Source organism: Streptomyces sp. V3I7 (assembly GCF_030817495.1).
Classification (GTDB): domain Bacteria; phylum Actinomycetota; class Actinomycetes; order Streptomycetales; family Streptomycetaceae; genus Streptomyces.
In genome coordinates this window covers 204,176-227,604 of record NZ_JAUSZK010000001.1, presented here as the reverse complement: position 1 = coordinate 227,604, position 23,429 = coordinate 204,176, and the positions used below count along the sequence as shown (strand labels likewise).

At 72.1% G+C, this 23,429-nt stretch carries 23 protein-coding genes; 6 read left to right on the top strand and 17 right to left on the bottom strand.

The window, feature by feature from the left end:
* Positions 1–33: 33 nt before the first annotated feature.
* Complete coding sequence (locus QFZ74_RS01065; RefSeq protein WP_307618882.1) at positions 34–825, bottom strand: RNA polymerase sigma factor SigF; 792 nt, start codon at positions 823–825, stop codon at positions 34–36.
* Between the two features lie 359 nt (positions 826–1,184).
* Here QFZ74_RS01065 and QFZ74_RS01060 point away from each other — a divergent pair, with 359 nt between their 5' ends.
* Entirely contained in the window at positions 1,185–1,709 is a 525-nt protein-coding gene (locus QFZ74_RS01060) for a hypothetical protein (RefSeq protein WP_307618881.1), read from the top strand.
* Positions 1,710–1,725: 16 nt separating this feature from the next.
* Here QFZ74_RS01060 and hemC read toward each other — a convergent pair whose 3' ends face one another.
* The 4 genes from hemC to QFZ74_RS01040 all read right to left on the bottom strand — a co-directional run bounded on the left by hemC (position 1,726) and on the right by QFZ74_RS01040 (position 5,295).
* Positions 1,726–2,667: a hydroxymethylbilane synthase gene (hemC, locus tag QFZ74_RS01055; protein WP_307618880.1), complete on the bottom strand. Its 942-nt coding sequence runs from the start codon at positions 2,665–2,667 to the stop codon at positions 1,726–1,728.
* Positions 2,668–2,703: 36 nt separating this feature from the next.
* Positions 2,704–3,480, bottom strand: coding sequence for an NPP1 family protein (locus QFZ74_RS01050; RefSeq protein ID WP_307618879.1), 777 nt, complete (start codon positions 3,478–3,480; stop codon positions 2,704–2,706).
* A gap of 106 nt (positions 3,481–3,586) precedes the next feature.
* Positions 3,587–4,567, bottom strand: coding sequence for an RNA ligase family protein (locus tag QFZ74_RS01045; protein ID WP_307624001.1), 981 nt, complete (start codon positions 4,565–4,567; stop codon positions 3,587–3,589).
* Between the two features lie 98 nt (positions 4,568–4,665).
* Positions 4,666–5,295, bottom strand: a complete 630-nt coding sequence (locus tag QFZ74_RS01040) for an HAD-IA family hydrolase (protein ID WP_307618878.1) — start codon at positions 5,293–5,295, stop codon at positions 4,666–4,668.
* A gap of 135 nt (positions 5,296–5,430) precedes the next feature.
* Here QFZ74_RS01040 and QFZ74_RS01035 point away from each other — a divergent pair, with 135 nt between their 5' ends.
* Positions 5,431–5,811, top strand: coding sequence for a DoxX family protein (locus QFZ74_RS01035; protein ID WP_307618877.1), 381 nt, complete (start codon positions 5,431–5,433; stop codon positions 5,809–5,811).
* The gene (locus QFZ74_RS01030) at positions 5,808–6,275 is read left to right on the top strand and encodes a peroxiredoxin (RefSeq protein ID WP_307618876.1); all 468 of its coding nucleotides are present in this window, start codon (positions 5,808–5,810) and stop codon (positions 6,273–6,275) included. The genes QFZ74_RS01035 and QFZ74_RS01030 overlap by 4 nt, the downstream gene beginning before the upstream one ends.
* Before the next feature lie 28 nt (positions 6,276–6,303).
* Here QFZ74_RS01030 and QFZ74_RS01025 read toward each other — a convergent pair whose 3' ends face one another.
* Together QFZ74_RS01025 and QFZ74_RS01020 are read right to left on the bottom strand one after the other, a co-directional pair.
* Entirely contained in the window at positions 6,304–6,909 is a 606-nt protein-coding gene (locus tag QFZ74_RS01025) for a DNA polymerase ligase N-terminal domain-containing protein (RefSeq protein WP_307618875.1), read from the bottom strand.
* Between the two features lie 83 nt (positions 6,910–6,992).
* Positions 6,993–7,823: an aldo/keto reductase gene (locus QFZ74_RS01020; protein WP_307618874.1), complete on the bottom strand. Its 831-nt coding sequence runs from the start codon at positions 7,821–7,823 to the stop codon at positions 6,993–6,995.
* A gap of 173 nt (positions 7,824–7,996) precedes the next feature.
* Between QFZ74_RS01020 and QFZ74_RS01015 the strand changes: the two genes are divergently transcribed.
* Entirely contained in the window at positions 7,997–8,968 is a 972-nt protein-coding gene (locus QFZ74_RS01015) for a TauD/TfdA family dioxygenase (protein WP_307624000.1), read from the top strand.
* 27 nt (positions 8,969–8,995) lie between these two features.
* On the opposite strand, the gene QFZ74_RS01010 is transcribed toward QFZ74_RS01015, so the two are convergent.
* Entirely contained in the window at positions 8,996–10,498 is a 1,503-nt protein-coding gene (locus QFZ74_RS01010) for a metallophosphoesterase (RefSeq protein WP_307618873.1), read from the bottom strand.
* Between the two features lie 363 nt (positions 10,499–10,861).
* On the opposite strand from QFZ74_RS01010, the gene QFZ74_RS01005 reads away from it, so the two are divergent.
* Positions 10,862–13,186 carry a M4 family metallopeptidase gene (locus tag QFZ74_RS01005; RefSeq protein WP_373462458.1) on the top strand — a complete coding sequence of 775 codons (2,325 nt, stop codon included), beginning with the start codon at positions 10,862–10,864 and terminating at the stop codon, positions 13,184–13,186.
* Between the two features lie 61 nt (positions 13,187–13,247).
* On the opposite strand, the gene QFZ74_RS01000 is transcribed toward QFZ74_RS01005, so the two are convergent.
* The 3 genes from QFZ74_RS01000 to QFZ74_RS00990 form a co-directional block, all read right to left on the bottom strand.
* Positions 13,248–14,396, bottom strand: a complete 1,149-nt coding sequence (locus QFZ74_RS01000; protein ID WP_307623999.1) for a glycoside hydrolase family 64 protein — start codon at positions 14,394–14,396, stop codon at positions 13,248–13,250.
* A gap of 228 nt (positions 14,397–14,624) precedes the next feature.
* Entirely contained in the window at positions 14,625–15,380 is a 756-nt protein-coding gene (locus tag QFZ74_RS00995; protein WP_307618871.1) for a dienelactone hydrolase family protein, read from the bottom strand.
* A 235-nt stretch (positions 15,381–15,615) separates the two neighbouring features.
* The gene (locus QFZ74_RS00990) at positions 15,616–16,236 is read right to left on the bottom strand and encodes an L-threonylcarbamoyladenylate synthase (protein ID WP_307618870.1); all 621 of its coding nucleotides are present in this window, start codon (positions 16,234–16,236) and stop codon (positions 15,616–15,618) included.
* A gap of 105 nt (positions 16,237–16,341) precedes the next feature.
* Between QFZ74_RS00990 and QFZ74_RS00985 the strand changes: the two genes are divergently transcribed.
* On the top strand, positions 16,342–17,871 hold the full coding sequence (locus QFZ74_RS00985) for a helix-turn-helix domain-containing protein (protein WP_373462332.1): 1,530 nt from the start codon (positions 16,342–16,344) through the stop codon (positions 17,869–17,871).
* A gap of 156 nt (positions 17,872–18,027) precedes the next feature.
* Here the strand turns inward: QFZ74_RS00985 and QFZ74_RS00980 are convergent, their stop codons facing one another.
* Genes QFZ74_RS00980 through QFZ74_RS00955 form a run of 6 tightly spaced genes read right to left on the bottom strand, consistent with a single transcriptional unit; the run spans position 18,028 to position 23,358 of the window.
* Positions 18,028–19,269, bottom strand: a complete 1,242-nt coding sequence (locus tag QFZ74_RS00980) for a cytochrome P450 (RefSeq protein ID WP_307618869.1) — start codon at positions 19,267–19,269, stop codon at positions 18,028–18,030.
* On the bottom strand, positions 19,260–20,504 hold the full coding sequence (locus QFZ74_RS00975; protein WP_307618868.1) for a cytochrome P450: 1,245 nt from the start codon (positions 20,502–20,504) through the stop codon (positions 19,260–19,262). Before QFZ74_RS00975 ends, QFZ74_RS00980 begins: the two co-directional genes overlap by 10 nt.
* Entirely contained in the window at positions 20,501–21,109 is a 609-nt protein-coding gene (locus QFZ74_RS00970; RefSeq protein WP_307618867.1) for an ATP/GTP-binding protein, read from the bottom strand. Before QFZ74_RS00970 ends, QFZ74_RS00975 begins: the two co-directional genes overlap by 4 nt.
* Complete coding sequence (locus QFZ74_RS00965; RefSeq protein WP_307618866.1) at positions 21,081–21,443, bottom strand: DUF742 domain-containing protein; 363 nt, start codon at positions 21,441–21,443, stop codon at positions 21,081–21,083. Before QFZ74_RS00965 ends, QFZ74_RS00970 begins: the two co-directional genes overlap by 29 nt.
* Positions 21,440–21,865, bottom strand: a complete 426-nt coding sequence (locus QFZ74_RS00960) for a roadblock/LC7 domain-containing protein (RefSeq protein ID WP_307618865.1) — start codon at positions 21,863–21,865, stop codon at positions 21,440–21,442. Before QFZ74_RS00960 ends, QFZ74_RS00965 begins: the two co-directional genes overlap by 4 nt.
* The gene (locus QFZ74_RS00955) at positions 21,862–23,358 is read right to left on the bottom strand and encodes an ATP-binding protein (RefSeq protein WP_307618864.1); all 1,497 of its coding nucleotides are present in this window, start codon (positions 23,356–23,358) and stop codon (positions 21,862–21,864) included. Before QFZ74_RS00955 ends, QFZ74_RS00960 begins: the two co-directional genes overlap by 4 nt.
* Positions 23,359–23,429 lie beyond the last annotated feature (71 nt).

The window sequence follows — 23,429 nt, the reverse complement described above, 5'->3', positions numbered from 1 at the left end:
GTACGCGACGGCCCGTACGGGTGCCCGCAGGGGTCAGCCGACCTCGGCGAGCAGTTCCTCACGCAGCCGGTCGCAGCAGCCGCTGAGCAGCCGGGACACGTGCATCTGCGAGATCCCCAGCTGGTGGGCTATCCGGCTCTGCGTCATCCCCCGGAAGAACCGCAGATAGAGGATGGTGCGCTCACGCTCCGGGAGCGCCTGGAGACAGGGCTTGACGGCCGCGCGGTCGATGACCAGGTCGAAGCCGGGATCGGGTCCGCCGAGAGTGTCCGCGAGGGAGTGGCCGTCGTTGCCGGGCGTCTCCGCGTCCAGCGACAGCGCCGTGAAGCACTCCAGGGCCTCCAGACCGGTCCGTACCTCCGTCTCGGTCAGCTCCGCCTCCGCGGCGATCTCGGCGACGGTCGGCGTCCGGCCCGGGGTTTGCTGCGCCAGCTCGCGCGCCGCCCGGCGGACGCGGTTGCGCAGGTCCTGGACGCGGCGTGGCACGTGCAGGGTCCACATGTGGTCACGGAAGTGCCGCTTGATCTCGCCGGTGATCGTGGGCACGGCGTACGCCTCGAAGGCCCGGCCGCGCGCCGGATCGTAGTGGTCGACGGCCTTCACGAGGCCCAGCGCGGCCACCTGGTAGAGATCCTCCAGCGCCTCGCCGCGGCCCCGGAACCGAACGGCGATCCGCTCGGCCATCGGCAGCCACAGCCCCACCAGCTCGTCCCGCAGTGCCCTGCGCTCCGGCCCCTCGGGCAGCGTCGCGAGCCGCTCGAAGGCCTCGGCCGTGTCGGGCGCGTCGTCGTGCGGATGGGGCCTGGATCTGCGTGTGACGGGCATCGCCGCACCTCCTGGAGCAGGCGCCGGGCGCTGAGGTGCCGCTTCCCGGCACCCGCTGTCCACATAATTCACCCGATATGACGACGTTAGCGCGGTCTGCTGTTGCCGCGCACGCCGGGATCTCCCGGTGGCTCGCGGGATCCGCGTCACTCTGTGTGAGGCGTGCGTACGCCGTGCTGCGACGTGATGTGCGGCACCCGTGGGAATCCGGGGGCGAGCCCGTCGGCGGGATTCCCGCTGGGCAGGGCTTGATCGCTGATCAAAGGGCGCGAACGCCCTGGCCACACCCCATTCCGCGCATTTGACACTGCCCTGAGCGCACAGATAGACAGCAGCTCTCCGAGGTCGAGAGGGGCATCGTGGACGAGCCGAACGTGGTCGGTGACTGGCAGGAGTACGACGAGCATGCCGGTCTGCGGGTCCGCGTCCATCGACTGGAGACCGCGGAGCCACCGCGCGGACGCGACGACGCCGCTGCCGGGCTCACGTACTTCAGCGTCCGCGTGACCGTCGAGAACCGCGGCGCCCGGCCCGTCTGCGTCCACCTCGAGGACGGCCAGATCGACGTCCGGGTCGGCCCCGACGGGGAGGGCGCCTTCATCGACTGGCGCAACTCCCAGTTCATCGAGGGCTTCGACGTCCACCCGCTGCGCCGAGCCACCGCCGTCCTCTTCGCGGCCGGCCCCGAGGACTCACTCGGACTGGTCGACGTCCAGGTCCAGCTGCGCGTCGACGACGAGTGGGCCGACCGCCGGCTGTGGGTGGGCGGCCTCGGCGCGGCGGACGAGCCCGTCGCGCTCGCGCCCACGGGGGCCGCGGCGGGCGGGCTGGCCCACCAGGTGAGCGCCTTCCTGAAGGACCAGCCGGAGCCGGGCGGCGCCTGACCGCCCGGCGGCGGGCTCAGTGCGCGATGGCATCGATGAGCTCGCGGGCGCCCTGCCGCAGCAGGGACACGGCGACCGAGATGCCGAGCGTGGCGGGGTCCAGCCGGCCCGCCCACTCGTGGGCGTTCAGCCGGGTCTTGCCGTCCGGGGTGAACACGCAGGCCCGCAGGGACAGTTCGCCACCACGGTCCACGCGCGCGTACCCGGCGATCGGGCTGTTGCAGTGCCCCTGGAGCACGTGCAGGAACATGCGTTCCGCGGTCGTCTCCCGGTGGGTGTCCGGGTCGCCGAGGTCGCTGACGGCGTCGATCAGCTCGGTGTCGTCCTCGCGGCACTGCAGGGCGAGGATGCCCGCGCCGATCGGCGGCATCATCGTCTCCGGCGACAGCAGCTCGCTGATCACGTCGCGCCGGCCGATCCGCTCCAGCCCGGACACCGCCAGCAGCAGTGCGTCCGCCTCCCCGGCCGTCAGCTTCGCCAGCCGCCGGTTGGCGTTACCGCGGAACGGCACGCACTCCAAGTGCGGGTGCGTGGCGGCCAGTTGGGCGACGCGGCGCACCGAGGAGGTGCCGACGCGGGTGCCGGCCGGGAGCTCGTCCAGGGTCACTCCACCCGGATGGACGAGGGCGTCGCGGATGTCGTCCCGCTTCAGGAACGCGGCGAACGTCGTACCGGCGGGCAGCGGCCGGTCCGCGGGCACGTCCTTGACGCAGTGCACGGCGAGGTCCGCCTCCCCGGCCAGCAGGGCCGCGTCCACCTCCTTGGTGAACGCCCCCTTGCCCTCGACCTGGGACAGGTCGCCGAGCCACTTGTCCCCGGTGGTCCTCACCGGCACGACCTCGGTGCGCACCTGTGGATGCAGGGCGGCCAACTCGGCGCGCACGCGCTCGACTTGGGCCAGTGCCATCGGTGAGTCACGGGAGACGATACGGATCAGTTCCGGGACGGCCATGCGCACACGATAGACCGTCCCGGCACACGGTGACGGACGGGCTCAGGCGTTCGGGTCGAACGGGATACCGGACGGCTCGGCGGAGGCCAGGTGCGAGGCGAAGCTGTCGTCCCGCAGGCCGAAATGGGCGCTGCCGAAGTCGTACGAGGCCAGCTTCTCGCGCAGACCGGCGGGGTAGCCGTTCCAGCCGACCAGCGGCGGGAACTGCCAGGTGCCCTTGTGGTTCTCCGGCGGCTCGTCATTGGTGTTCGCCAGCCGGAAGCAGTGCGTGGAGATGCCGTCCTTGTGGTAGACGACCTTCGCGTGCGTGCCCTCGAAGCGGACCTCGGAGACCGGATGCACGGTGAACGAGCCGTGGTTGGACGTCGAGACGTACTTGACCTGGTCGTTCTGTACCCACACCACGACGTGCTCCCAGTCGTGCCGGTGGCCGCCGAGGCTGCTGCCGGGTATCGCCTGGTCCTTCTCGAAGTACAGGCCGTACAGATAGCCGCACCAGCCGTTGTTGCACTTGTAGCGCGAGTAGCTGTTGGTGTTGTCCAGGTCGGAGGCGTCGCGGCAGTTGCCGTTCAGGGCGCCGGTCGGGTTGAGGCCCGGGTTGATGGTCCCGTCCGGGCCGATGGCGGGTGTCGGGTAGCAGCCGTCCGTGTCGTAGTCGAAGGCGGGCTGGTACGTCCGTTCGGCGGCCTCGGCGTTGCCCGGAAGGGCCGGGGGCGGGGCGGCGAAGGCGACGGCGGGGAAGGCGACGACGAGTGCGGCGGCACCGGCGAGGCCGGTGAGCCATCTCCGGGACCGGATGCGTAACGTCCGTGAGGACATTGACTCCTCCAACCGCTTTGGCAGACAAGGCAGTTCAGCATCCCGGTCGATGTGTGTGTTGCCAAGACGTCACAGGTGTCGCGGCGGTGAAGTCTCGCCACGCGACTCATCCGAGCCCCTCGGGAAGATCGGCCGCCGACTCCTCGGGGGTGAGGTCCCGGCGCAGCCGCAGCCAGGACGGCTGGCGGAGCAGGCCGGTCCGGGTGCGGGTGCTGTAGCTGACCTCGCCCACCAGCCGGGGAAGCACCCAGTGGGCGCCGGGGGCCGACGGCACCGGGGCGAAGGGGCAGACGTCCGTCGCGCCGGCCCGCAGCAGCGCGGCCAGCTCCGTGCGCTCCGCCTCGCTCCAGCCGGTGCCCACCCGGCCGACGTAGCGCAGACCGCCGTTGGCGGCGCGCTGGCCGACCAGCACGGCGCCGGGCAGGCCGGTGAGCCGTCCCTTGCCGGGCAGCCAGCCGCCCACGATCACGTCCTCGCTGCGCATGTTCCGGATCTTGATCCACGCGCGGGAGCGGACGCCGGGCTCGTACACGGAGTCCAGCCGCTTGCACACCAGGCCTTCGAGACCGTGCTCGCGGGTGGCCCGCAGCGCCTCGGCCCCGTGCCCGAACACGGCGCCCGGGGTCGACCAGTGCGGCCCGGCGAGCCCCAGTTCGTCCAGCAGCGCCCGGCGGCGCGCGTAGGGGAGCGCGAGGACGGGTTCCGCCAGGTGCAGTACGTCGAACAGGACGAGGTGGACCGGCGTCCGCCCCGCCATCCGCGCGGCCCGCGCCGGAGCGTGGGCGAGCCCCATCCGCCCCTGGAGCAACTGGAAGTCGGCCCGCCCCCGTTCGTCCAGCGCCACCACCTCGCCGTCCAGGATCGCGGGAGTCGTCCCCAATGCGGCGCCCAAGGGCCGCAGTTCGGGATATGCGCCGGTGATGTCCTCCCCGGAGCGGGCACGCAGAAGCACGCTCCCGTCACCGGGCAGATACACGATCACCCGCTGGCCGTCCTGTTTCGTCTCAAAGGCCCAGCGATCGTCCTGCGCGGCGGGCGGTAACGCGCCGGGCGTGGCGAGCATCGGCGGGATCAGGGGCAGGGGCAGGGGCAGGGACCGGGAGGAGTCGGTGGGCGTCACGGCTGAACATGTCGACCGGGCCCGCCTCCCTCACGCACCATGCGGCACGGGTTCCCCCTGACTGGCTAGTGGCTTCTCACCCGGTGATGGCCCCCGTCGAGATGGCCGGCGACACGCGCCAGCGTCCCGGCGTTGCCCTCGAAGGGGTGACCGGCCATCCCCACCGCCCGAGCGGCCTCGACGTTGCGCGCGACGTCGTCGACGAAGAGACAGTCCCGCGCGCGGACGCCGAGACGCTGCACCGCGATCGCGTACGCCTCCGGGTCGGGCTTCTCGACGCCGATCTCGTGCGAGTAGACGAGTTCATGGACCAGCGTGTCGAATCCGTACCGCTCCGCCTCCCGCTCCCGCGCGCCCACGAAGCTGTTGCTCAGGATGCCCAGGCGGCACCGGGAGCGCAGGGCCGCGACGTGGTCGATCAGCTCCGTGTTCGGGGTGCCGAGATACTCGTGCCACAGGTCGGACAGGAAGGCGTCCACGTCGGCGGGGCCGAGGCCGAGGCGGGCGCCGATCTCGTGGTGCACCTCGGCCGTCGTGACCGCGCCGACGGCTCCGGCCGCCCACACGTCGGCCAGTCGTCGGCCCGCCGTTCCCCGGGGCAGGCCCAGCCGGTCCTCCCAGCGGTCGGTCCAGCCCGTGCGGGGTGTCCGTTCCAGGACCCCGCCGATGTCCAGGATCAGGCAGCGTTCGTTCACAGGGCCTCCGCTCGGCTTCCGTTCTGTGTGTGTACCGTCGGGCTTTCCCTTGGGAGAAGGTCAAGTGGGGCCGCGCGCACGCCACTTCGTCTACCGTCGAGTAATATCCGGCGGCAGGTCGTCAGAGGAGAAACGGTGTCCTGGTCCAAACGCTCACCCCTGCTGCTCGCCGGCCTGCTGGCCACGGCCGGCGTCGCCCACTTCGCCGCGCCGCGGCAGTTCGACGCCATCGTCCCGCGGGTGCTCCCCGGATCGCCGCGGACCTGGACGTACGCGAGCGGGGCCGTGGAGCTTGCCCTGGCGGCGGGCGTGGCCCTGCCGCGGACCCGGAGTGCGGCCGCGCGGGCCACGGCGGCCTTCTTCGTCGGGGTGTTCCCGGCGAACGTGAAGATGGCCCTGGACTGGCAGGACCGCCCGGCACCGCTGAAGACGGCGGCCCTCGCGCGGTTGCCGCTCCAGGTGCCCCTGGTGCTGTGGGCGCGCGGTGTCGCCCGGAACGAGGAGGGTCAGACGTGACGGAGAACGTGAACATCGGTGACAAGGTCGAGGACTTCGCCCTGCCGGACGAGACGGGCACGACACGCCAGTTGAGCGAACTGCTCGCCGACGGCCCGGTGGTGCTCTTCTTCTACCCGGCCGCGCTGACGCCCGGCTGCACGGTGGAGGCCTGCCACTTCCGCGACCTGGCCGCGGAGTTCGCGGCGGTCGGCGCGCGGCCGGTCGGGATCAGCGGTGACTCCGTCGACCGCCAGCAGGAGTTCGCCGGCCGCCACACGCTCGGCATGCCGCTGCTGTCCGACGCCGACGGCGAGGTCCGCGAACGGTTCGGGGTGAAGCGCGGGTTCTCCCTCGCGCCCACCAAGCGGGTCACCTTCGTCATCGCCGAGGACCGCACCGTCCTGGAGGTCGTCCGCAGCGAACTGCGCATGAACACCCACGCGGACCGCGCCCTGGCCGCCCTGCGCGCCCACCAGGGCTGAACCGCCGCCGGGCCGCCACCGGCGTACGTCACTTCTCGGCGGCGTCCGCGGCGACCTGGGAGAGCGTGCGCCCGGTGCGGACGGAGCGGGCACGACGGGGGTCGGGCGTGCCGTGCCCGCCCGACCGCCCAGGCCCCTTCCGCACCAGCAGCCACGCGTCCTCGCCGTCGCGGCCGCGGAACCGGGTCAGGGCGTACTCGCCGCGCAGCTTGGAGCCGTGCAGGCGGAACGTCGCGTGCCCGTGCTCCAGCGACTCCTCGAAGTCGACCGGCCGCCCCTTGCGGTCGTGGCTGAGCGGCTCGTACGTCCCGTGGTCCCAGACGATGACGGTGCCGCCCCCGTACTCGCCCTTCGGGATCACGCCCTCGAAGTCCTCGTACTCCAGCGGGTGGTCCTCGGTCGGCACGGCCAGCCGCTTGTCCCCCGGATCGCCGGACGGCCCCTTGGGAACCGACCACGACTTCAGCACCCCGCCCACCTCCAGCCGGAAGTCGAAGTGCATCCGCCGCGCGTCGTGGATCTGCACCACGAACCGCGGCTCGCCCTCGCCGGCACCCCCTTCCCCCGCCGGCTCCCGTGTCCGCCCGAAGTCACGCTTGCCGCGATACGTTCGCAGCCGCTCGTCATCACCCACCTGCGACTCCTTCCGCGCGCGGGCCACGTGCCCCTCGACGGCCCCCGAGTACCCCGCCCGGCCACCACCGACCCCCGGCCGCCTCAGAACTCCTCGTGCGTCTGCGGGTTTCCCCCGAGCCGGCGGCGGACCTGGCCGGAGATCGCCGCCAGTTGGGCCGGGTCCAGTTCGAAGCCGAAGATGTCCAGGTTCTCGCGCCGGCGCTCCGGGGAGGACGACTTCGGGATGGGGACCGCGCCCAGCTGGGTATGCCAGCGGAGGACCACCTGGGCCGGGGTGACGTCCAGCGTCTCGGCGATCTTGAGGACGACGGGGTCGTGCAGGGGCTGACGGGCGCGGCCCAGCGGGCTCCAGCTCTCGGTGACGATGCCCTTGTCCGCGTGGAAGGCGCGCAGCTCCTCCTGCGGGAACAGCGGGTGCAGCTCGATCTGGTTGACGGCGGGCAGCACGCCCGTCTCCCGCTCCAGCCGCTCGATGTGCCGCTGCGTGAAATTGGAGACGCCGATGGAGCGCACGAGGCCGTCCCCGCGGAGTTTGATCATCGCCTTCCACGAGTCGACGTACTTGTCGACGCGGGGGAGCGGCCAGTGGATCAGGTACAGGTCGACGCGGTCCAGGCCGAGGCGCCGCCGGGAGTTCTCGAAGGACGCGAGGGTCTCCTCGTACCCGTGGTCGCGGCCCGGGAGCTTCGTCGTCACGACGACCTCCTCGCGGGGGACGCCGCTGTCGGCCACGCCCCGGCCGACGCCCCTCTCGTTGTGGTAGTTCACCGCAGTGTCGATCAGCCGGTAACCCAGGTCGAGCGCGCCGAGTACCGCCTCCTCGGCCCCGGCGTCGTCCATCGGCCAGGTGCCCAGCCCGATCGCGGGGAGCGTCGTACCGTCGTTGAGCCTGTGCGCGGGAATGCTGATCACGGTGGGACCTTCCCCTCGGCTGTGTCGTACGCCCAGCCTCACGGACAGGGGCGGCAGTGATCAACCGCTGGTGGGTGTCTTGCGCGACGCCCTGTCGCCGGGGAGCGCGATCGCTGACACGATCTCCCTGGGGCCGGTACGGCGACCAGGTGACGACGGAGGAGACGGAGCAGATGGAGCACACGGCGTACACGCAGCAGTCCGAGCCCGTCGTGGGGATCGATGTGCGGCCCGTCGCCGGGCGCATCGGCGCCGAGATCACCGGCGTCGACCTCGCCGCCGACCTCGACGACGCCGTCGTCGCCCTGATCAGGGAGGCGGTGCTGCGCTGGAAGGTGGTGTTCTTCCGCGGGCAGTCGCTCGACCACGCCGGGCACGTCGCCTTCGCCCGCCGGTTCGGCGAGCCGGTCGTGCTCGGGCGGCGCGGGAGCGCGTCCCCGGCGGACTTCCCCGAGGTGGAGACGACCGCCGACCGGCTGGAGCTCGGCGGACGGTACGGCATGGAGCACGACGAGTGGTTGGCACGGCGCCGGCACACCCTGCTGCGCGGCTGGCACTGCGACCACGGCGCCCGCGTCGACCCGCCCGCCGCGACCATCCTGCGCGCCGACACCGTCCCGCCGTACGGCGGCGACACCACCTGGTCCAACCTCGCCGCCGCCTACGCCGGGCTGTCCGCGCCGGTGCGCGCCTTCGTCGACGGGCTGCGCGCCGAGCACCGGCTCGGCGTCGGCTACCAGCCCCGCCCCGGAGACGACGCCTACCTGCGCCACCTCCTGGACCACCAGGTCGCCTCCGTGCACCCGCTGGTACGCGTGCACCCGGAGACCGGCGAGCGGGTGCTGTTCGTCAACGGCTACTACGTCGAGCAGATCGAAGGCGTCTCCCGGCCGGAGAGCGCGGCACTGCTGGAGATGCTGCTCGAGCAGGCCGTGCGGCCCGAGTACACCGTCCGCTTCCGCTGGGAGCCGGGCAGCGTCGCCTTCTGGGACAACCGCGCCACCATCCACCTCGCCCCCGGCGACAGCGCCCACCTCGGCTTCCCGCGCGTCATGCACCGCGTGATGCTCGCCGGCGACGTGCCGGCCGGCGTGGACGGCAGGCCGTCGGAGGCCGTCACCGGCACGGAGGCCGGCCGCTGGTGAGCTTGGTCCCGGACGGCGCGCACCTGATCAGCCCAGCGGGATGACCACGTCGTCCTCCACCGGCGGGTGGAGCTCCTGCGCGAGGTTGCCCGTCGCCGCGAAGCAGCGCAGGCGGATCGCCTCCGGGGTGACGTCCAGACGCAGGAAGCTCTTGAAGAAGGGCGGCGTGTACGTCGCCGATCCCGGCGAGAACAGCCGCGTGTACGCCTTGCGCACGGGCAGCCGGAACCGCGAGGTGCGGTCGGGCCGCCCGCCGGCGCCGAGCAGGCTCGCCACCAGCCGGGTGCGCCAGGTGACCCGGGTGCCCGGGCCCGGCGCGCGGCCGGGCTCGATACCGAGCCGCTCGGCGATGACGGCCGTCGCCTCGGCCTCGGTGAGGGTGAAGAAGCGGCGCAGGCCCAGACGGCGGCCGTACAGCCCGCTGTAGAAGGCGAGCGAGTCGCCGCGCAGCGGATAGCAGCGGAAGTCCGGCTCCGTGACGTTCGCGATCGCCACGCGCGGGATGGTGTGGGTGGCGTGCGTGAAGGCCCCGCCGCCGCCCGAGACGACGTACTGGAGGGTGCGGCCGTCCACGTCGACCGGGTAGCGCTGGTAGTTGTGGATGTCGCCGCCGATCGCCGCCACGTAGTGGTGCGCCGGGTCGCGCACGATGTCGTCGACCGTGCCGCCGCCCTCGACGGGCCCCGGGTGGTGCTCCCCGTCGACGTACAGCGGTGAGCCGGTGACCAGGATCTTCGGGCGGGGCCCCCGCGACACCTCGCGCAGCCACGCGCCCTGCTCGGCGTCGATCGTGCCGAGCAGGCCCGTGTCGATGCCGATGATCCGGATCGGTCCGGCGTCGATCGCCCAGTACGGGCCCGGCTGGACGGCCTGTTGCTCCGGCGCCGACCTCAACTTCCGATCTGCGTCCAGGCGTTGACCGTCCGTTGGACGCGGCCGGTGCCAGAGCAGGGCGCGCCACCAGGCGCGGGAGAGCGGGCGCGGGGCGGGTTCGGGGGCGAGGGGCGGGGCGTCGCCGCAGAAGACGCGCATGAACGCGCCGAGGTCCTCGTACCAGTCGTGGTTGCCGGGTATCGCGTAGATCGGCGCCCGGTAGTCCCGGTACGGGCGGAAGTGCTTGGTGCCGTAGTCGTCGGCGCTGCCGACCGGGTAGATCACGTCGCTGGCGAGCACGGCGAAGTCGGTGTCCTGACCCACTCTCAACAGGCCGGGCACGACGGCATACTGGGGGTCCCCGCCCTCGCCGGTGTCCCCGATGACGAGGAAGGAGAAGCGGTCAGCGGCGGCGCGCCGGATGACCTTGTCGGCGGGGGCGCCCGCCGCGGCCCGCTGCGCCACCCAGCGGCCGCGGGTGTGTCCCGTCGGATCGCCGAACCAGGACGCCACCACCCCGTTGCGGGCGGCCCACAGCGTCTTCGGGCTGAGCCAGGACAGCTTCTCGACGTGGCCCGGCATCAGCCGCCGGTAGCCGCCCCGTTCGGCGGCGCCCCAGCCGGCGCCTTCTGCGGTGTCGCGTGAGGAGTCAGACATCGGTGCACCGTAGCAACGATCACTGGAGCGTCAATTCAGGGGCTCCATAAGGTTGTTTGACCAGGTGAACACAGTGGTTTGACCAATGGCATGGGGAAAACCCTCGAATGCGAGTCAGCTAGTGGCATGGACTGGTCAACGACTGTCATTCTCCCCCCGACAGTCGCAGAGCCCCTCTCCCGGTCCGCCCGTCCCAGCACGGCCGGACCCGCAGTTCCCGGTCAGCACACCCCGTCTGACCGGTCTCTGTCACCGGTCGCCCCAGCGGCCGCAGCAGGAGGAGTACGAGTGAGACGCCTTCCCCACAGACGGTCCACGGTCGGAGCCGCCCTGGTCTCCGCCGCCGCGTTCCTGGCCGTTGGCATGCAGTCCGTCCCGGCGAGCGCCCAGCCCACCGCCGCCGCCCCCCACCCCGGCACCCTGCGCACCGGCGGCCTCCAGGCCCAGCTCTCCCCGGCCCAGCGCTCCGCGCTGATCAAGAGCGCCAAGGACCGGGCCGCCACGACCGCCCGCACCCTCGGCCTCGGCGCCAAGGAGAAGCTCGTCGTCAAGGGCGTCGTCAAGGACAACGACGGCACCGTGCACACTCGTTACGAGCGCACCTACGACGGCCTGCCCGTCCTCGGCGGCGACCTCGTCGTGCACACCGCTCCCGCCTCCCGCGCCCGGGGCACGGTGAGCACCACCTTCAACAACAAGCGCGCCGTCAAGGTAGCCTCCACCACCGCGACCTTCGCCAAGTCGGCCGCCGAGACCAAGGCACTGAAGGCCGCCAAGGCCCTCGACGCCAAGAAGCCCAGCACCGACAGCGCCCGCAAGGTGATCTGGGCCGGCAGCGGCACCCCGAAGCTCGCCTGGGAGACGGTGGTCGGCGGCCTCCAGGACGACGGCACGCCCAGCGAGCTGCACGTCATCACCGACGCCTCCACCGGCGCCGAGCTCTACCGCTACCAGGCGGTGAAGAACGGCACCGGCAACACTCAGTACAGCGGCTCGGTCAGCCTCTCCACCACGCTGTCCGGCTCGACGTACCAGCTGAACGACACCACGCGCGGTGGCCACAAGACGTACTCCCTCAACGGCGGTACGTCCGGCACCGGCAGCCTGATGACCGATGCCGACGACGTCTGGGGCAACGGCTCCGGCTCCAACACCCAGACCGCGGGCACCGACGCCGCCTACGGCGCCCAGACGACCTGGGACTTCTACAAGAACACGTTCGGCCGCAGCGGCATCCGCAACGACGGCGTCGCCGCCTACTCGCGGGTCCACTACGGCAACGCCTACGTCAACGCCTTCTGGGACGACACCTGCTTCTGCATGACCTACGGCGACGGGACGAGCAACACCCACGCCCTGACCTCGCTGGACATCGCCGGGCACGAGATGACCCACGGCGTCACCTCCAACACCGCGGGACTCAACTACAGCGGTGAGTCGGGCGGCCTGAACGAGGCGACCTCCGACATCTTCGGCACCGGCGTGGAGTTCTACGCCAACAACTCCTCCGACCCCGGTGACTACCTCATCGGCGAGCGGGTCGACATCAACGGCAACGGCACGCCGCTGCGTTACATGGACAAGCCGAGCAAGGACGGCGGCTCCGCGGACAACTGGTACTCCGGCGTCGGCAACCTCGACGTGCACTACTCCTCGGGCCCCGCGAACCACATGTTCTACCTGCTCTCCGAGGGCAGCGGCACCAAGACCATCAACGGCGTCACCTACAACAGCCCCACCGCCGACGGCGTCGCCGTCACCGGCATCGGCCGGGCCGCCGCCCTGCAGATCTGGTACAAGGCGCTGACGACGTACATGACGTCGAGCACCAACTACGCCGGTGCCCGCACCGCCGCCCTCAACGCGGCCGCCGCCCTGTACGGCACCAACTCCGCCCAGTACGCCGGGGTGGGCAACGCCTTCGCCGGCATCGGCGTCGGCAGCCACATCAATCCGCCGGCGAGCGGCGTCACGGTCACCAACCCGGGAAACCAGTCCTCGACCGTGGGTACCGCGGTGAGCCTGCAGATCTCGGCGAGCAGCACCAACTCCGGTGCCCTGACGTACGCGGCGTCCGGTCTGCCGGCCGGTCTGTCCATCAACAGCTCGACCGGTCTGATCACGGGCACGCCCACCACCGCGGGCACCTCCAGCACCACCGTCACGGTGACCGACTCGACCGGTGCCAAGGGCACGGCCACCTTCACCTGGACCGTCAGCTCGACCGGTGGCGGCTGCACCGCGGCGCAGCAGCTGGGCAACCCGGGCTTCGAGTCCGGCAACACCGTCTGGACGGCCAGCACCGGCGTCATCACCAACGACACCGGTGAGGCGGCGCACGGCGGTTCGTACAAGGCGTGGCTCGACGGCTACGGCTCGGCGCACACCGACACACTCTCGCAGGCGGTGACGATCCCGGCCGGCTGCCGCGCGACCCTCACCTTCTACCTGCACGTCGACACGGCGGAGACCACCACCAGCTCGCAGTACGACAAGCTGACGGTGGCCGCCAACTCGACCAACCTGGCGACGTACTCGAACCTGAACGCCGCCGCCGGCTACACCCAGAAGAGCTTCGACCTGTCGTCCTTCGCCGGTCAGACGGTCACGCTGAAGTTCACCGGTGTGGAGGACTCCTCCCTCCAGACCAGCTTCGTCGTGGACGACACCGCCCTGACGACCAGCTGACCCACCGTACTCACGAGGCGTCCCGCACGCGGAGGCAATCCGCGTGCGGGACGTCGCGCGTTCAGTTCAGCGGATCCAGCGTGAGGTACGCCTGCTGCGGGTTGCCGTCGTGGACGAGCGACTCCTGGTTACCGACATCGTCGAAGGCGAACGCGTACGCCTTGCCGTCGGCCATCTGCCCGTGCACCGCCCGGGCGTAGTGGTTGGTCACGGCGTCCTGGTAGAACCCGGCCGGGTCGGTGGACGGCTGGTTCGGGTTCGTGAGCAGGGTGGAGCGGTTGAACCCGGCGCAGAGAGTGCGTGAAATCGGGCCGCGCACCGCGTCGTTGGGCGCGTCGAGCAGCTTGTGGCAGCCGAACACACTGTCCGCGTCCGGCTTCTGGAAGGCGGTGACCACCGATCCGGAGCCGTCAGTGAAGTTCATGACGTTCCCCGACACCTTGCCGAAGTACTTGGTGTTCGGCTGGTCGGTGAACGGCGTCACCGACAGCGTCGACGTCGCGTACTTCTGCCAGACCCGGTCGATGTAGTCGGACATGACGGAGGCCGGCAGGGCGCCGGTCTCCAGTCCGTAGCCGGGCGCGAGCGCGCGCAGCACGGTGCCGTCGGACCGGGTCTGGATCAGACCGCCCCAGCCGCCCGACTGACCGCGCAGCGCGTCGAACACTCCGTTGTAGCCGCCCGACTTGAGGTGTCCGGTCTCGCTCACGCCGCCGTCGGCCCGCTGCACGCCCACCGCGTACGGCGCGGAGAACATGTCCACCTGGGTGCTGTTGAGCCACAGGCCGGCGTCATTGAGTGTGTACTCCGACCAGTTGAAGAGGATGTCGCGGTTGGGATCGTTCGGATTCTGCACGGCCGGCTGCACCAACCCGCCCGTGGTCAGCTTGAACACGAGCCTCTGGCCGTAGGAGAAGTAGATCCGTCCGGAGAACTTCGGGATCCGGATCGTCGCCGACTGCCCGGCGCCGGGGCCGGGAATGGACGCGTCCGGTGCGTCGGTCGGCGGGTTGCCGCCCGCGGGCCACGCGTGGAACGCGCCACCGGCGTCGGCCCAGCCCTGCCGGCCCGAGGAGAGCTCGGTGCCGAGGGTGTAGACGTACAGCGCCTCACCACGGCCGGAGTTGTTGGTGATCTTCAGGGGGATCGTGTCGGGCACCGCCGCGGCGGTCGACGCCTGACTCTGTACGGCCGCCGGAGCGCCGACCAGCGTGGCCGCCGTCGCTAACGGCACGACGAAACGGGTGAGTTGTGAGAGCACTCTCCGCCTCCGTGTGGGGGTCGGGGTCGTACGGACCGATGGTCCGTACCTGTGTGAGAGCGCTCTCAGCGTTGCGCCGCGCGGCGCACATGTCAACGGACGGGGAAGGAGTGACTTCGGTGCCCGCCCGGAGACGGGCACCGGAGAGGGAGATCGGAGAGAGATCGGAGAGGGAGATCAGAAGGTGCGGTCCAGCAGGTCGAGCAGCGCGGCCCAGTGCCGCTCGTCGGCCGCACGGTCGTACTCCGCGGTGTCGGCCTGCGTGTAGCCGTGGTGCGCGCCCTCGTAGACCTCGCTGCGGTGCCGTACGCCCGCCGCGGCCAGCGCGGCGTCGAGCCGCTGGATCTGCTCCGGGGGCATCGACGCGTCCTCGTCGGCGTGGCCGAAGTACACCTCGGCGGTGACCTTGCCGGCGACGAGGTGCGGACTGTCCGGGGCGTCGGTGGCGAGCCGCCCGCCGTGGAAGCCGGCCGCGGCCGCGACCCGGTCCGGGTAGGCGCCGGCCGTCAGCAGGGCCAGCCGGGCGCCCATGCAGTAGCCGGTCACCGCGATGGGGCCGTCGGTGACCAGGGGGTTGTCGGCGAGCCAGCGCAGATAGGCGCCCGCGTCCCGGATCGCGAGGTCGGGGGTCAGTGCCTGCATGATCGGACCGATCTTGCCGAACAGCTCCGGGCGCGCGTCGAGGTCGATGAACTCGGGCAACTCCACGACCGGCGCGTGCCCGTGACGGTAGAACACGTTGGGCACGAGGACCGCGTAGCCGGCCGCGGCGAGCCGGTCGGCCATCGCCCTCAGATGGGGGCGCAGCCCGAAGGCGTCCTGGTAGAGCAGGACGCCCGGACGGGGGCGGTCGTCGGCGGGGTGGACGAAGTAGGCATCGGCGGTGCCGTCCTCGGTCGGGATGTCGACGGCGGTTCCCTTTACGGCGGTCATGACCACGTGCCTCTCTGCGGATCGGCGCCGGGGCCGCGCAGCGACGGCCGCGGCGCGGTGTGTCCCGATCATGGTGGCACGACGGCCGCCGCACGGCGGAGCGCCCCCTGGAGGCCGCCTCCGCCCCGATACGTCCGTCCGGTTCCGTGCCGGCCTCCGCCCCGATACGTCCGTCCGGTCCCGTGCCGGCCTGTCCCCGACACGTTCGTCCGCCCCCGCTCCGCCCTCCGCCCGCTCACTCGAAGCGCGACGTGTCTCCCGCGCCCCGCCGGACGATCTCCGCCTCCCCGCTGGAGAAGTCGACCACCGTGGTCGGCTCGGTGCCGCAGTCCCCGGAGTCCACCACCGCGTCCACCACGTGGTCGAGGCGGTCCTTGATCTCCCAGCCCTGGGTCAGCGGCTCGGCCTCGTCCGGCAGGAGCAGCGTGCTGGACAGCAGCGGCTCGCCCAGCTCGGCCAGCAGTGCCTGGGTGACGACGTGGTCGGGGATGCGGACGCCGACGGTCTTCTTCTTGGGGTGCAGCAGCTTGCGCGGCACCTCCCTGGTCGCCGGGAGGATGAAGGTGTAGTTGCCGGGCGTCGACGCCTTGACCGCGCGGAACACGTCGTTGTCCACGTGCACGAACTGGCCGAGCTGGGCGAAGTCCCGGCACACCAGCGTGAAGTGGTGCCGGTCGTCCAGCTTGCGGATCGAGCGGATCCGGTCGATGCCGTCACGGCTGCCGATCTGGCAGCCGAGGGCGTAGCAGGAGTCGGTGGGGTATGCGATGAGTCCTCCGGAGCGGACGGTGTCGGCGATCTGGCCGATGCCGCGCGGCTGCGGATTCTCCGGGTGCACGTCGAAGTACTTCGCCATCCGTCGAGCTTATGCCGTCGGCGGCCTCGCCGGCATCACCCCCTCTGTCAGGTAACGTCCCTTCCATACACCGAGGTCAACGGGATGGACGAGGGGAAGGCCGACGTGGCTGGCCGAGTGGACCAGGGGCCGCACGCACACCCGGAGCGCGATGCGGACGCGCACACGCCACCGAGCCCGGAGCAGACGTGGGCCGAGGAACTCCTCGACCAGTTGCGCCCGCTCGGCCGCGACCTGCACCGGGTGGCCGCCTGGCTCGCGCAGACCGTGAGCGGCGACGTCTGCCTGCTCGACGCCGACGGCAGCGTCCTCGCCGGTGAGCGGCCGGCGCTCGACGACGCGCCCGTCGCGGACGTCGCCACGGGCCGGATCTCCGCCGCCGCGGTGGACGGCGGAGGCCGCCACATCCGGCTGGTCGCGGTACGCCAGCCGGGCCCGCACGCGGCGTCCGCGGCCGTACTGGCCGTCGCCCGCGACACCCCCTTCGACCGGGGGACGGCGGACATCGTGAGCCGGACCGCCGCAGTGGTCGAAGTGCTGCTCGGAGAGCGCGAGTTGGCGATCGCGGGGGAGCGGCTGCGGCGTGCCACCGCCGATCTGCGGCTCGCGATCCTGCAACTGCTGATGGTGGAGGACACCGTCTCGGCCCGGCGCGTCGCGGCCGGCCTGTGGCCCGGTCTGCTCGACACCGACACGGCGCGGGTCTACGTCGTCGAGGGAGCCGCGGCGGACCGGGGCCGGATCGCCGAGGAGTGCCTGGCCATGACCGAGGGTCAGGCACTCGTCGTGCGGTGTCCCGCCATGGACGGGCACGTCATCGTCGTCAGCCCCGTCGCCGCCGTCGGAGAGCGCCTGCGCTCCCTTGCCGGCCGGCGACCGGGCGTCTTCCTCGGCGGCAGCGCCCGGCAGAGCCTCGCGCAGACCGCCACCGCCTACAGCCAGGCCATCAGCGCCCTCGCCGTCGCCCACTTCCGTCCCGAGAAGGCGGCCGTCTACGCCGAACGCACCCACCCGGAGCGGCTGATGGACCCGGCCGCGCTGCGCGCCTGGTCCGCCGATCTGCTGCGCCCGCTCGACACGCTGCCCCACCACACCCGCGCCGAACTGCTCGCCACCGCCCGCCTCGGCCTGGAGTTCACCGCCGTCAGCGCGGCCAAGGTCCTCGGCGTCAGCCGCAACACCGTCCGTGCCCGCATGGACCGCGTCGAAGCGCTGCTGTGCGCCGACTTCACCGACCTGGCCGCCCGGGCCGTCGTCCACCTGGCGCTGAACACCGAGGCCGGACGCACGGAAGGCGAACCGCCGGACCCGGCGCGCGCCGTCCCCGCCGCCGACCTGCTCGCCGGGCGGGCGATCCGCGCCTGGGCCCAGGACCTCGTCGGCCGCCTGACCCGCGACGGACGGGACCTGCGCGGTACGCTCCGCGCGTGGATCGCGGCCGGCGGCAACGCCGAACGGGCGGCACACGAGATCGGCGTCCACGCCCAGACCGTGCGCGAGCACGTCCGCAGCGCCGAACCCGTCCTGGAGCGCCAGCTGCTGGCGGGCGGCACCGACCTCTACGAGGTCGTCCTCGCCTATCTCGCCGTGGGCGAGCTCGCCGGGCCCGCCCTCGGCCGCCCGGTGGAGTACTGAAGCGGGCCAATCGGACGCACCTGTGCACGGGTGAGTGCCCGGCGTGCCGGAGCGGGCACCGACGCGCTACCGAACGTCACAGCTCGCACGTAAGTTCAGCAGTCCGCGGGGGCACGACCGGAACGGGGGACCGGTCGCGCTCCCGCGCCGGACTTCCTATGCGCGGAGCCGGACCGGCACTTGCCGCCAGCCGAAGGCGATGAACGACGGGACCTGGCGCAGCTCGTCGCCCTCGAAGGCGGCCGTCAGGCCGGGGAAACGGTCGAACAGGGCGGGCAGCGCGGTCAGGGCCTCCAGCCGGGCGAGCGGGGCACCGATGCAGCGGTGCACGCCGATACCGAACGCCATGTGGTCGTCCACGCCGCGGGCGGCGTCGAAGCGTTGCGCGTTCTCCCCGTAGTGCGACGGGTCGAGCCCCGCCGCGGCGTACGTCGTGATGATGGCGTCCCCGGCCGGGACGGTGACGTCGCCGACCTTGAGGTCGCTGACCGCGAAGCGCAGCGGCAGCGAGGCGATCGACGGGTGCACCCGCAGTGTCTCGTCGACCACCGCGTCCCAGGAGATCTCACCGGAGCGCACAGCGGCCAGTTGGGCGGGGTCGCGCAGCAGGGCGACGACCGCGTTGCCGATCAGGTTGACCGTGGTCTCGAACCCGGCGCCGATCACCAGCAGCAGCGTGTACAGCAGCTCCTCGTCGCTGAGCCGGTCGCCGTCCTCGTCGCGGACCCGGATCAGCTCCGTGGTCATGTCGTCGCCCGGGTGCTCCGCCTTGTGCGCGATGAGGCTGCCGAGCACCGTCCCGATGCGCTCCTGCACGAACGCGGCGTGCTCGGGCGTCGGGTCGGAGGTGTCCATGATGGCCGCGATGAGCTGGGCGACGTCCTCGCGCAACTCGTCCGGGACACCGAACAGTTCGCAGATGATCCGCATCGGCAGCGGGTGCGCGAAGTACTCCTTGACATCCACCACCTGGCCGTCGGCACCAGCCTTCTCCAGCGCGTCGAGCAGCTCCGCCGTGATGGCCTCGACGCGCGGGCGCATCGCCTCGGTGCGCTTGTGCGTGAAGCTCGGCGCCACCAGCTTGCGCAGCCGCGCGTGGTCCGGGCCGTAGGTGGAGAGCATGTTGACCACACCCACCCAGCCCAGGATCCAGCCCCACGAGGGGTGTTGGCCCACCTCGGGCCACAGCCGCCAGTGCAGCCGGGGGTCCTTGCTGACCCGCGGGTCGAGGATCAGTTCCTTGAGGACGTCGTAACTCGTGGGCGCCCAGGCGGGGATGCCGCCGGGCAGTTCGACGGGGACGATCGGGCCGAGGGCCCGCAGCTCGGCGCTCTCCGCGGGGATGTCGGAGCCGAACGGGTCGATGGGGTACCGGTCGAGGTCTTCGGTCACGGGCATGGCAACTCTCCTGAGCGGCGGGGGCATCGGGGGCTGAACCGGACGGGCAGGGATGTCAGCGAGCGGTGGAAGGGGCCGGGCCGCCAGCTGAGGCGCTCGCGCGGGAGGACGGGCTGGAGGTCGGGCAGCCACTGGGTGAGGCGCTCGATGGCCTCCGTGGCGATGAGCAGCGCGTGCTGCTTGACGGGACAGCCGTGCGGGCCCGACGACCAGGACAGGTGCGAGGCGTCCCGCGCACTGCGGCGGCCCTCAGCCTCCTGCTCCGCGAAGTGGGCCAGCGCGCCGTAGGAGATGACGACCGGCACGGCGGCCCGGATCCACGCCCCGTGGAAGGAGACGGGCCGACGGGCGTAGTGGATCCCGTAGTTGGCCAGCGGCGTCTCGTGGTGCAGGACCTCCACCACGGCGTCCATCACCGGGCGGGCGCCGCTGGTGAGCGTCGAGTAGTAGGCCGGGTTGCCGAGGATGCGGGAGAGGGCGTTGGACACCAGGTTCGCGGTCGGCTCGTGGCCCGCGCCGAGGGTCAGGAACACCTGCCAGGTGACCTCCTCGGCACTCAGCCCGGCGGGATGGTCGAGCAGCCGGCTCGGCAGGTCCTCGCCGCGCCGCTCGGCCTTGGCCGCGATCAGCGCCAGCACGTAGCCGCCGAACTCCGCCTCGCCCTCGGCCGCTTGGGCGCCGCCCTCCATCATCTTGGCGAGGCCCTCGTTGAGCCGGTCGCCCGCCTCGTCCGGCAGTCCGAACAGGTCGTTGAACACCAGCGCCATCAGCGGCCGGGCGAACTCGGTGACCAGGTCGGCCTCGCCGTTCGGCCCGACGCGGTCCACGAGCACCCGTACCGCCCGGTGCACCCGGGCCCGCAGGTCGTGCGGTTCGATCTGGTCGAACACGTCGATGAGCGTGGTGCGGTAGCGGGCGTGGGCCTTGCCGTCGGCGAACAGCGCGTTGGGCCGCCAGCGCATCATGCCGAGCAGCGAGCAGTCGTCGGCGACCGTCGCCTCCCACGGGCGAGGGTCGTGCGAGAACGTCTCCGTGTCGTTCAGCAGGTCCAGCGCCGCGCGCCGGTCCGTGACGACGTACGCCGGTACGCCCGGGGCGAGTTCGGCCCAGCCGACCGCGCCCTGGTCGCGCAGGGCGGAGTAGTAGCGGTACGGGTCCAGCGCGAACCCGTCCTCCCACAGGCGCACCGGCGCCGAGCGGGAGAAGGCGTGCTGGGCAGGGGGATAGGTGGTCACCGGCTCTCCGGGGCGTGACGGTCGATGAGGTGCTGGACCAGGGCGAGCAGGGCGTCGATGGAGGAGCCGGTGTCCCGGGCGTCGCACGTCACCATCGGGGTGTGCGGCTCCAGGTCGAGCGCCGAGCGCAGTTGCTCCTCGGTGTAGTGGCGCGGCGCGTCCGGAAACGCGTTGAAGGCGACGGCGTACGGCAGCCCGCTCTCCTCGACCAGGCCGAGGACGTCGAAGGAGGCGTCGATCCGGCGGCTGTCGACCAGCACGAGCGCGCCGAGCGCCCCGTAGGCGATGTCCTCCCACAGAGACCGGAACCGCTCCTGGCCGGGCGTGCCGAACAGGTACAGCACCACGTCGCCCGGCAGGCTGATCCGGCCGAAGTCGATGGCGACGGTGGTCGTCGCCTTCTCGCGGATCCCGTCGAGGTCGTCGACCTGCGCGGAGGCCTGGGTGAGCTGTTCCTCGGTGTGCAGGGGGCGGATCTCGGAGACCGAGTCGATCAGGGTCGTCTTGCCCACTCCGAAGGGTCCCGTGACGAGGATCTTCACCAGGTCGCGGGCGGTGTCGGGCAGGTGGATGCCGCTAGTTGTGCTTGAGGGCGCGGAGGCCATCGGCCACTCTCTTCAGCAGGTCGGGGGCGAACCGTTCGGCGGGCGGGATCGGCGCGCGGGCGAGGACCAGGTCCAGATCGAGCAGTCCGGCGGCCAGCACCCGCACGGCGGAGACCGGCAGCTTCAGCAGGGCCGCGGCCTCGGTCACCGTCAGCGCACCGCCGTCCAGCAGATCCAGCAGGGCCAGTTGGGCGGCGGGCAGGCCGTCGGGGGCGGGCCGGCCGTGGGCGCTGAGCACCGACAGCCGCTCCAGGTGGGGGCGGCTCGGCCGAGCGACGCCCCCGGTCGACAGATACGCGGGAACCAGGGGACGGCCGCCCCTGCGGCCGGTCATGCCGGCGCGCCTCCGTCGCCGCCTCGGGGCGCCGCCGCCATCGCCTTCTCGCCCAGCCGTGCGACCTGGGAGTGGACCCGGTGCGCGAGCAGGTCCAGGCGTACCTCGGGGTCGCCGCAGGCGGCGACACAGGTGCCGTGGTCCGTCGGCACGATGAGGACGTAGCCGTGGTCGGACTCGATGACGACCTGACGTATCTCGACCCGCTCCCGGTCCGCGAACGCGGCCGCCGCGGTGCGGCAGGCGCCCTGGACGGTGCTGGTGATGGCGGCCACCCGCTCGGCGGACGGCTGCGTCAGCGCGTCGGTGTAGCCCGTCACGAGTCCGTCCCTCGTGAGCAGGACGGCCGCGGTGACGTGCGGGACTTCCAGGATGGGGTCGAGCACCCACGCCGTGTCGCCTGCTTCGCGACTGCTGGTCATCGAGCCGCTCCCCCTTCGTGATGATTCTGTTCGGTTTGGTTGGCAGCGTTGTCGACTGATTCGTCGACTGATTCGCCGACTGCTTCGTCGACTGCCGGACCGGTGTCCGGAGCGTCCGCCTGCCGCGGCGAGCGGGCCGCCGTCGTTCCCTGCTGGAGGGCGCCCAGTGCCGCGGCGGAGTCCTCCGGGCGGCGGGCCGCGGCGACCGGTGCGGCCGCGGCGGGTGTCTCGGTGCGGGTGCGCCGCCGCCGTTGCGGAAGACCGGCGGAGTCGCGCGGACCCTGGTGGCCGGACGCGAGGGCGGTGCCTTCGGGCTCGACCCCGTAGCCGTGACCCGAGTCCTGGTCCGCCGGTACGTCCTCGGCGGCGGCCGGTGCCTTCGCCGTCCGGGCCGGGGCAGCGTCGTCCGGGGCGGGTGCCGGCCGGGTCGAGCGCGGGGCGCTGGCGGCGGGCGGCCGCTCGGCCGGGTCGATGCGGCTGAGCAGATGGCTCTCGACGCGGAGCACCGCGCGCACGCCGCCGTACGGTGACGGGGACGACAGGTCGGCCTCCAGGTCGAACTGCCGGGTCAGCTGGCCGATCGCGGCCAGGCCCATGCGCGGTGGGTCGCCGAGGTCGGTGAGCAGGATCGGGTCGCTGCCGGCCACCAGCCGCTGGGCGCGGGCGCGTTCGTCCTGGTTCATGCCGAGACCCGCGTCGTCGACGGTGACGCAGACCCCGTGGTGGACATGCTCCAGGTTGACCACGACGTCGGTGTCCGGCGCGGAGTGGCGCAGCGCGTTGTCGAGGAGTTCGGCGACGATGATCGCGACCGGCTCGACGGCGTGCGACACCAGGGCGGTGCCCGGCTCCAGATGGTTGTGGACCTTGACCCGGTGGTAGCCCGCGAGCCGGGCCTGGCCGCCGGTCACCGCGTCGACCAGGTGGGACTCCTCACGGGCGAGACCCACCCAGGCCCCGCACACCACGGCGGCGACCTGTGCCCGGCGCAGCGACTGCTCGTTCTCGTGGTCGAGTTCGAACAGGGTCTGCGTCAACTCCGGGTCGTCGTACCGTTCCTGGAGACCGCGCAGGGCGTCCTGGAGCCGGTACAGGGCCGCCTGGATCTCCCGGGTGGCGCCGCGCAGTCCGGCCTGCGCGGCGGCGTCGATCCGGGTGCGCTGCGCCGTGAGTTCGGCGCGCAGCGCGAGCAGGACGCGCTCCAGCGCGATGCCCGCGGGCGTTCCGGCGAGTTCGGCCTGCGTGGGGCCGGGCACCGTCACATGCGGATGGGCGAGCTGCCGGGCGGCGGCCGGTACACGCTGGGCCGCCAGATGCTCCGCCTCGGCGGTGAACGCGCCCCGGGTGCTGTCCAGTTGCGCGCGTAGCGTGCTCAGCTCGGCGCGCAGCGCCGCCTGCCGGCGCAGGGACCGCAGCAGACCGCCGCCGAGGGCCAGCGCGGACAGCGTGCCGGCGGCCAGACCGCCGGTCACCAGGTCCGGTGATTCGATCATTCGATGGATTCCAAGGGAGGGAAGGCAGGGGGATTCCGTGACCGTCTCGCGAGGTGTTGGTGCACAGTACA

Coding starts and splice junctions, on each gene's coding strand:
- QFZ74_RS01065 (WP_307618882.1), bottom strand. CDS start 825: ATGCCCGTCACACGCAGATCCAGGCCCCATCCGCACGACGACGCGCCC.
- QFZ74_RS01050 (WP_307618879.1), bottom strand. CDS start 3,480: ATGTCCTCACGGACGTTACGCATCCGGTCCCGGAGATGGCTCACCGGC.
- QFZ74_RS01015 (WP_307624000.1), top strand. CDS start 7,997: ATGGAGCACACGGCGTACACGCAGCAGTCCGAGCCCGTCGTGGGGATC.
- QFZ74_RS01010 (WP_307618873.1), bottom strand. CDS start 10,498: ATGTCTGACTCCTCACGCGACACCGCAGAAGGCGCCGGCTGGGGCGCC.
- QFZ74_RS01005 (WP_373462458.1), top strand. CDS start 10,862: ATGCAGTCCGTCCCGGCGAGCGCCCAGCCCACCGCCGCCGCCCCCCAC.
- QFZ74_RS00995 (WP_307618871.1), bottom strand. CDS start 15,380: ATGACCGCCGTAAAGGGAACCGCCGTCGACATCCCGACCGAGGACGGC.
- QFZ74_RS00990 (WP_307618870.1), bottom strand. CDS start 16,236: ATGGCGAAGTACTTCGACGTGCACCCGGAGAATCCGCAGCCGCGCGGC.
- QFZ74_RS00980 (WP_307618869.1), bottom strand. CDS start 19,269: ATGCCCGTGACCGAAGACCTCGACCGGTACCCCATCGACCCGTTCGGC.
- QFZ74_RS00970 (WP_307618867.1), bottom strand. CDS start 21,109: ATGGCCTCCGCGCCCTCAAGCACAACTAGCGGCATCCACCTGCCCGAC.
- QFZ74_RS00965 (WP_307618866.1), bottom strand. CDS start 21,443: ATGACCGGCCGCAGGGGCGGCCGTCCCCTGGTTCCCGCGTATCTGTCG.
- QFZ74_RS00960 (WP_307618865.1), bottom strand. CDS start 21,865: ATGACCAGCAGTCGCGAAGCAGGCGACACGGCGTGGGTGCTCGACCCC.
- QFZ74_RS00955 (WP_307618864.1), bottom strand. CDS start 23,358: ATGATCGAATCACCGGACCTGGTGACCGGCGGTCTGGCCGCCGGCACG.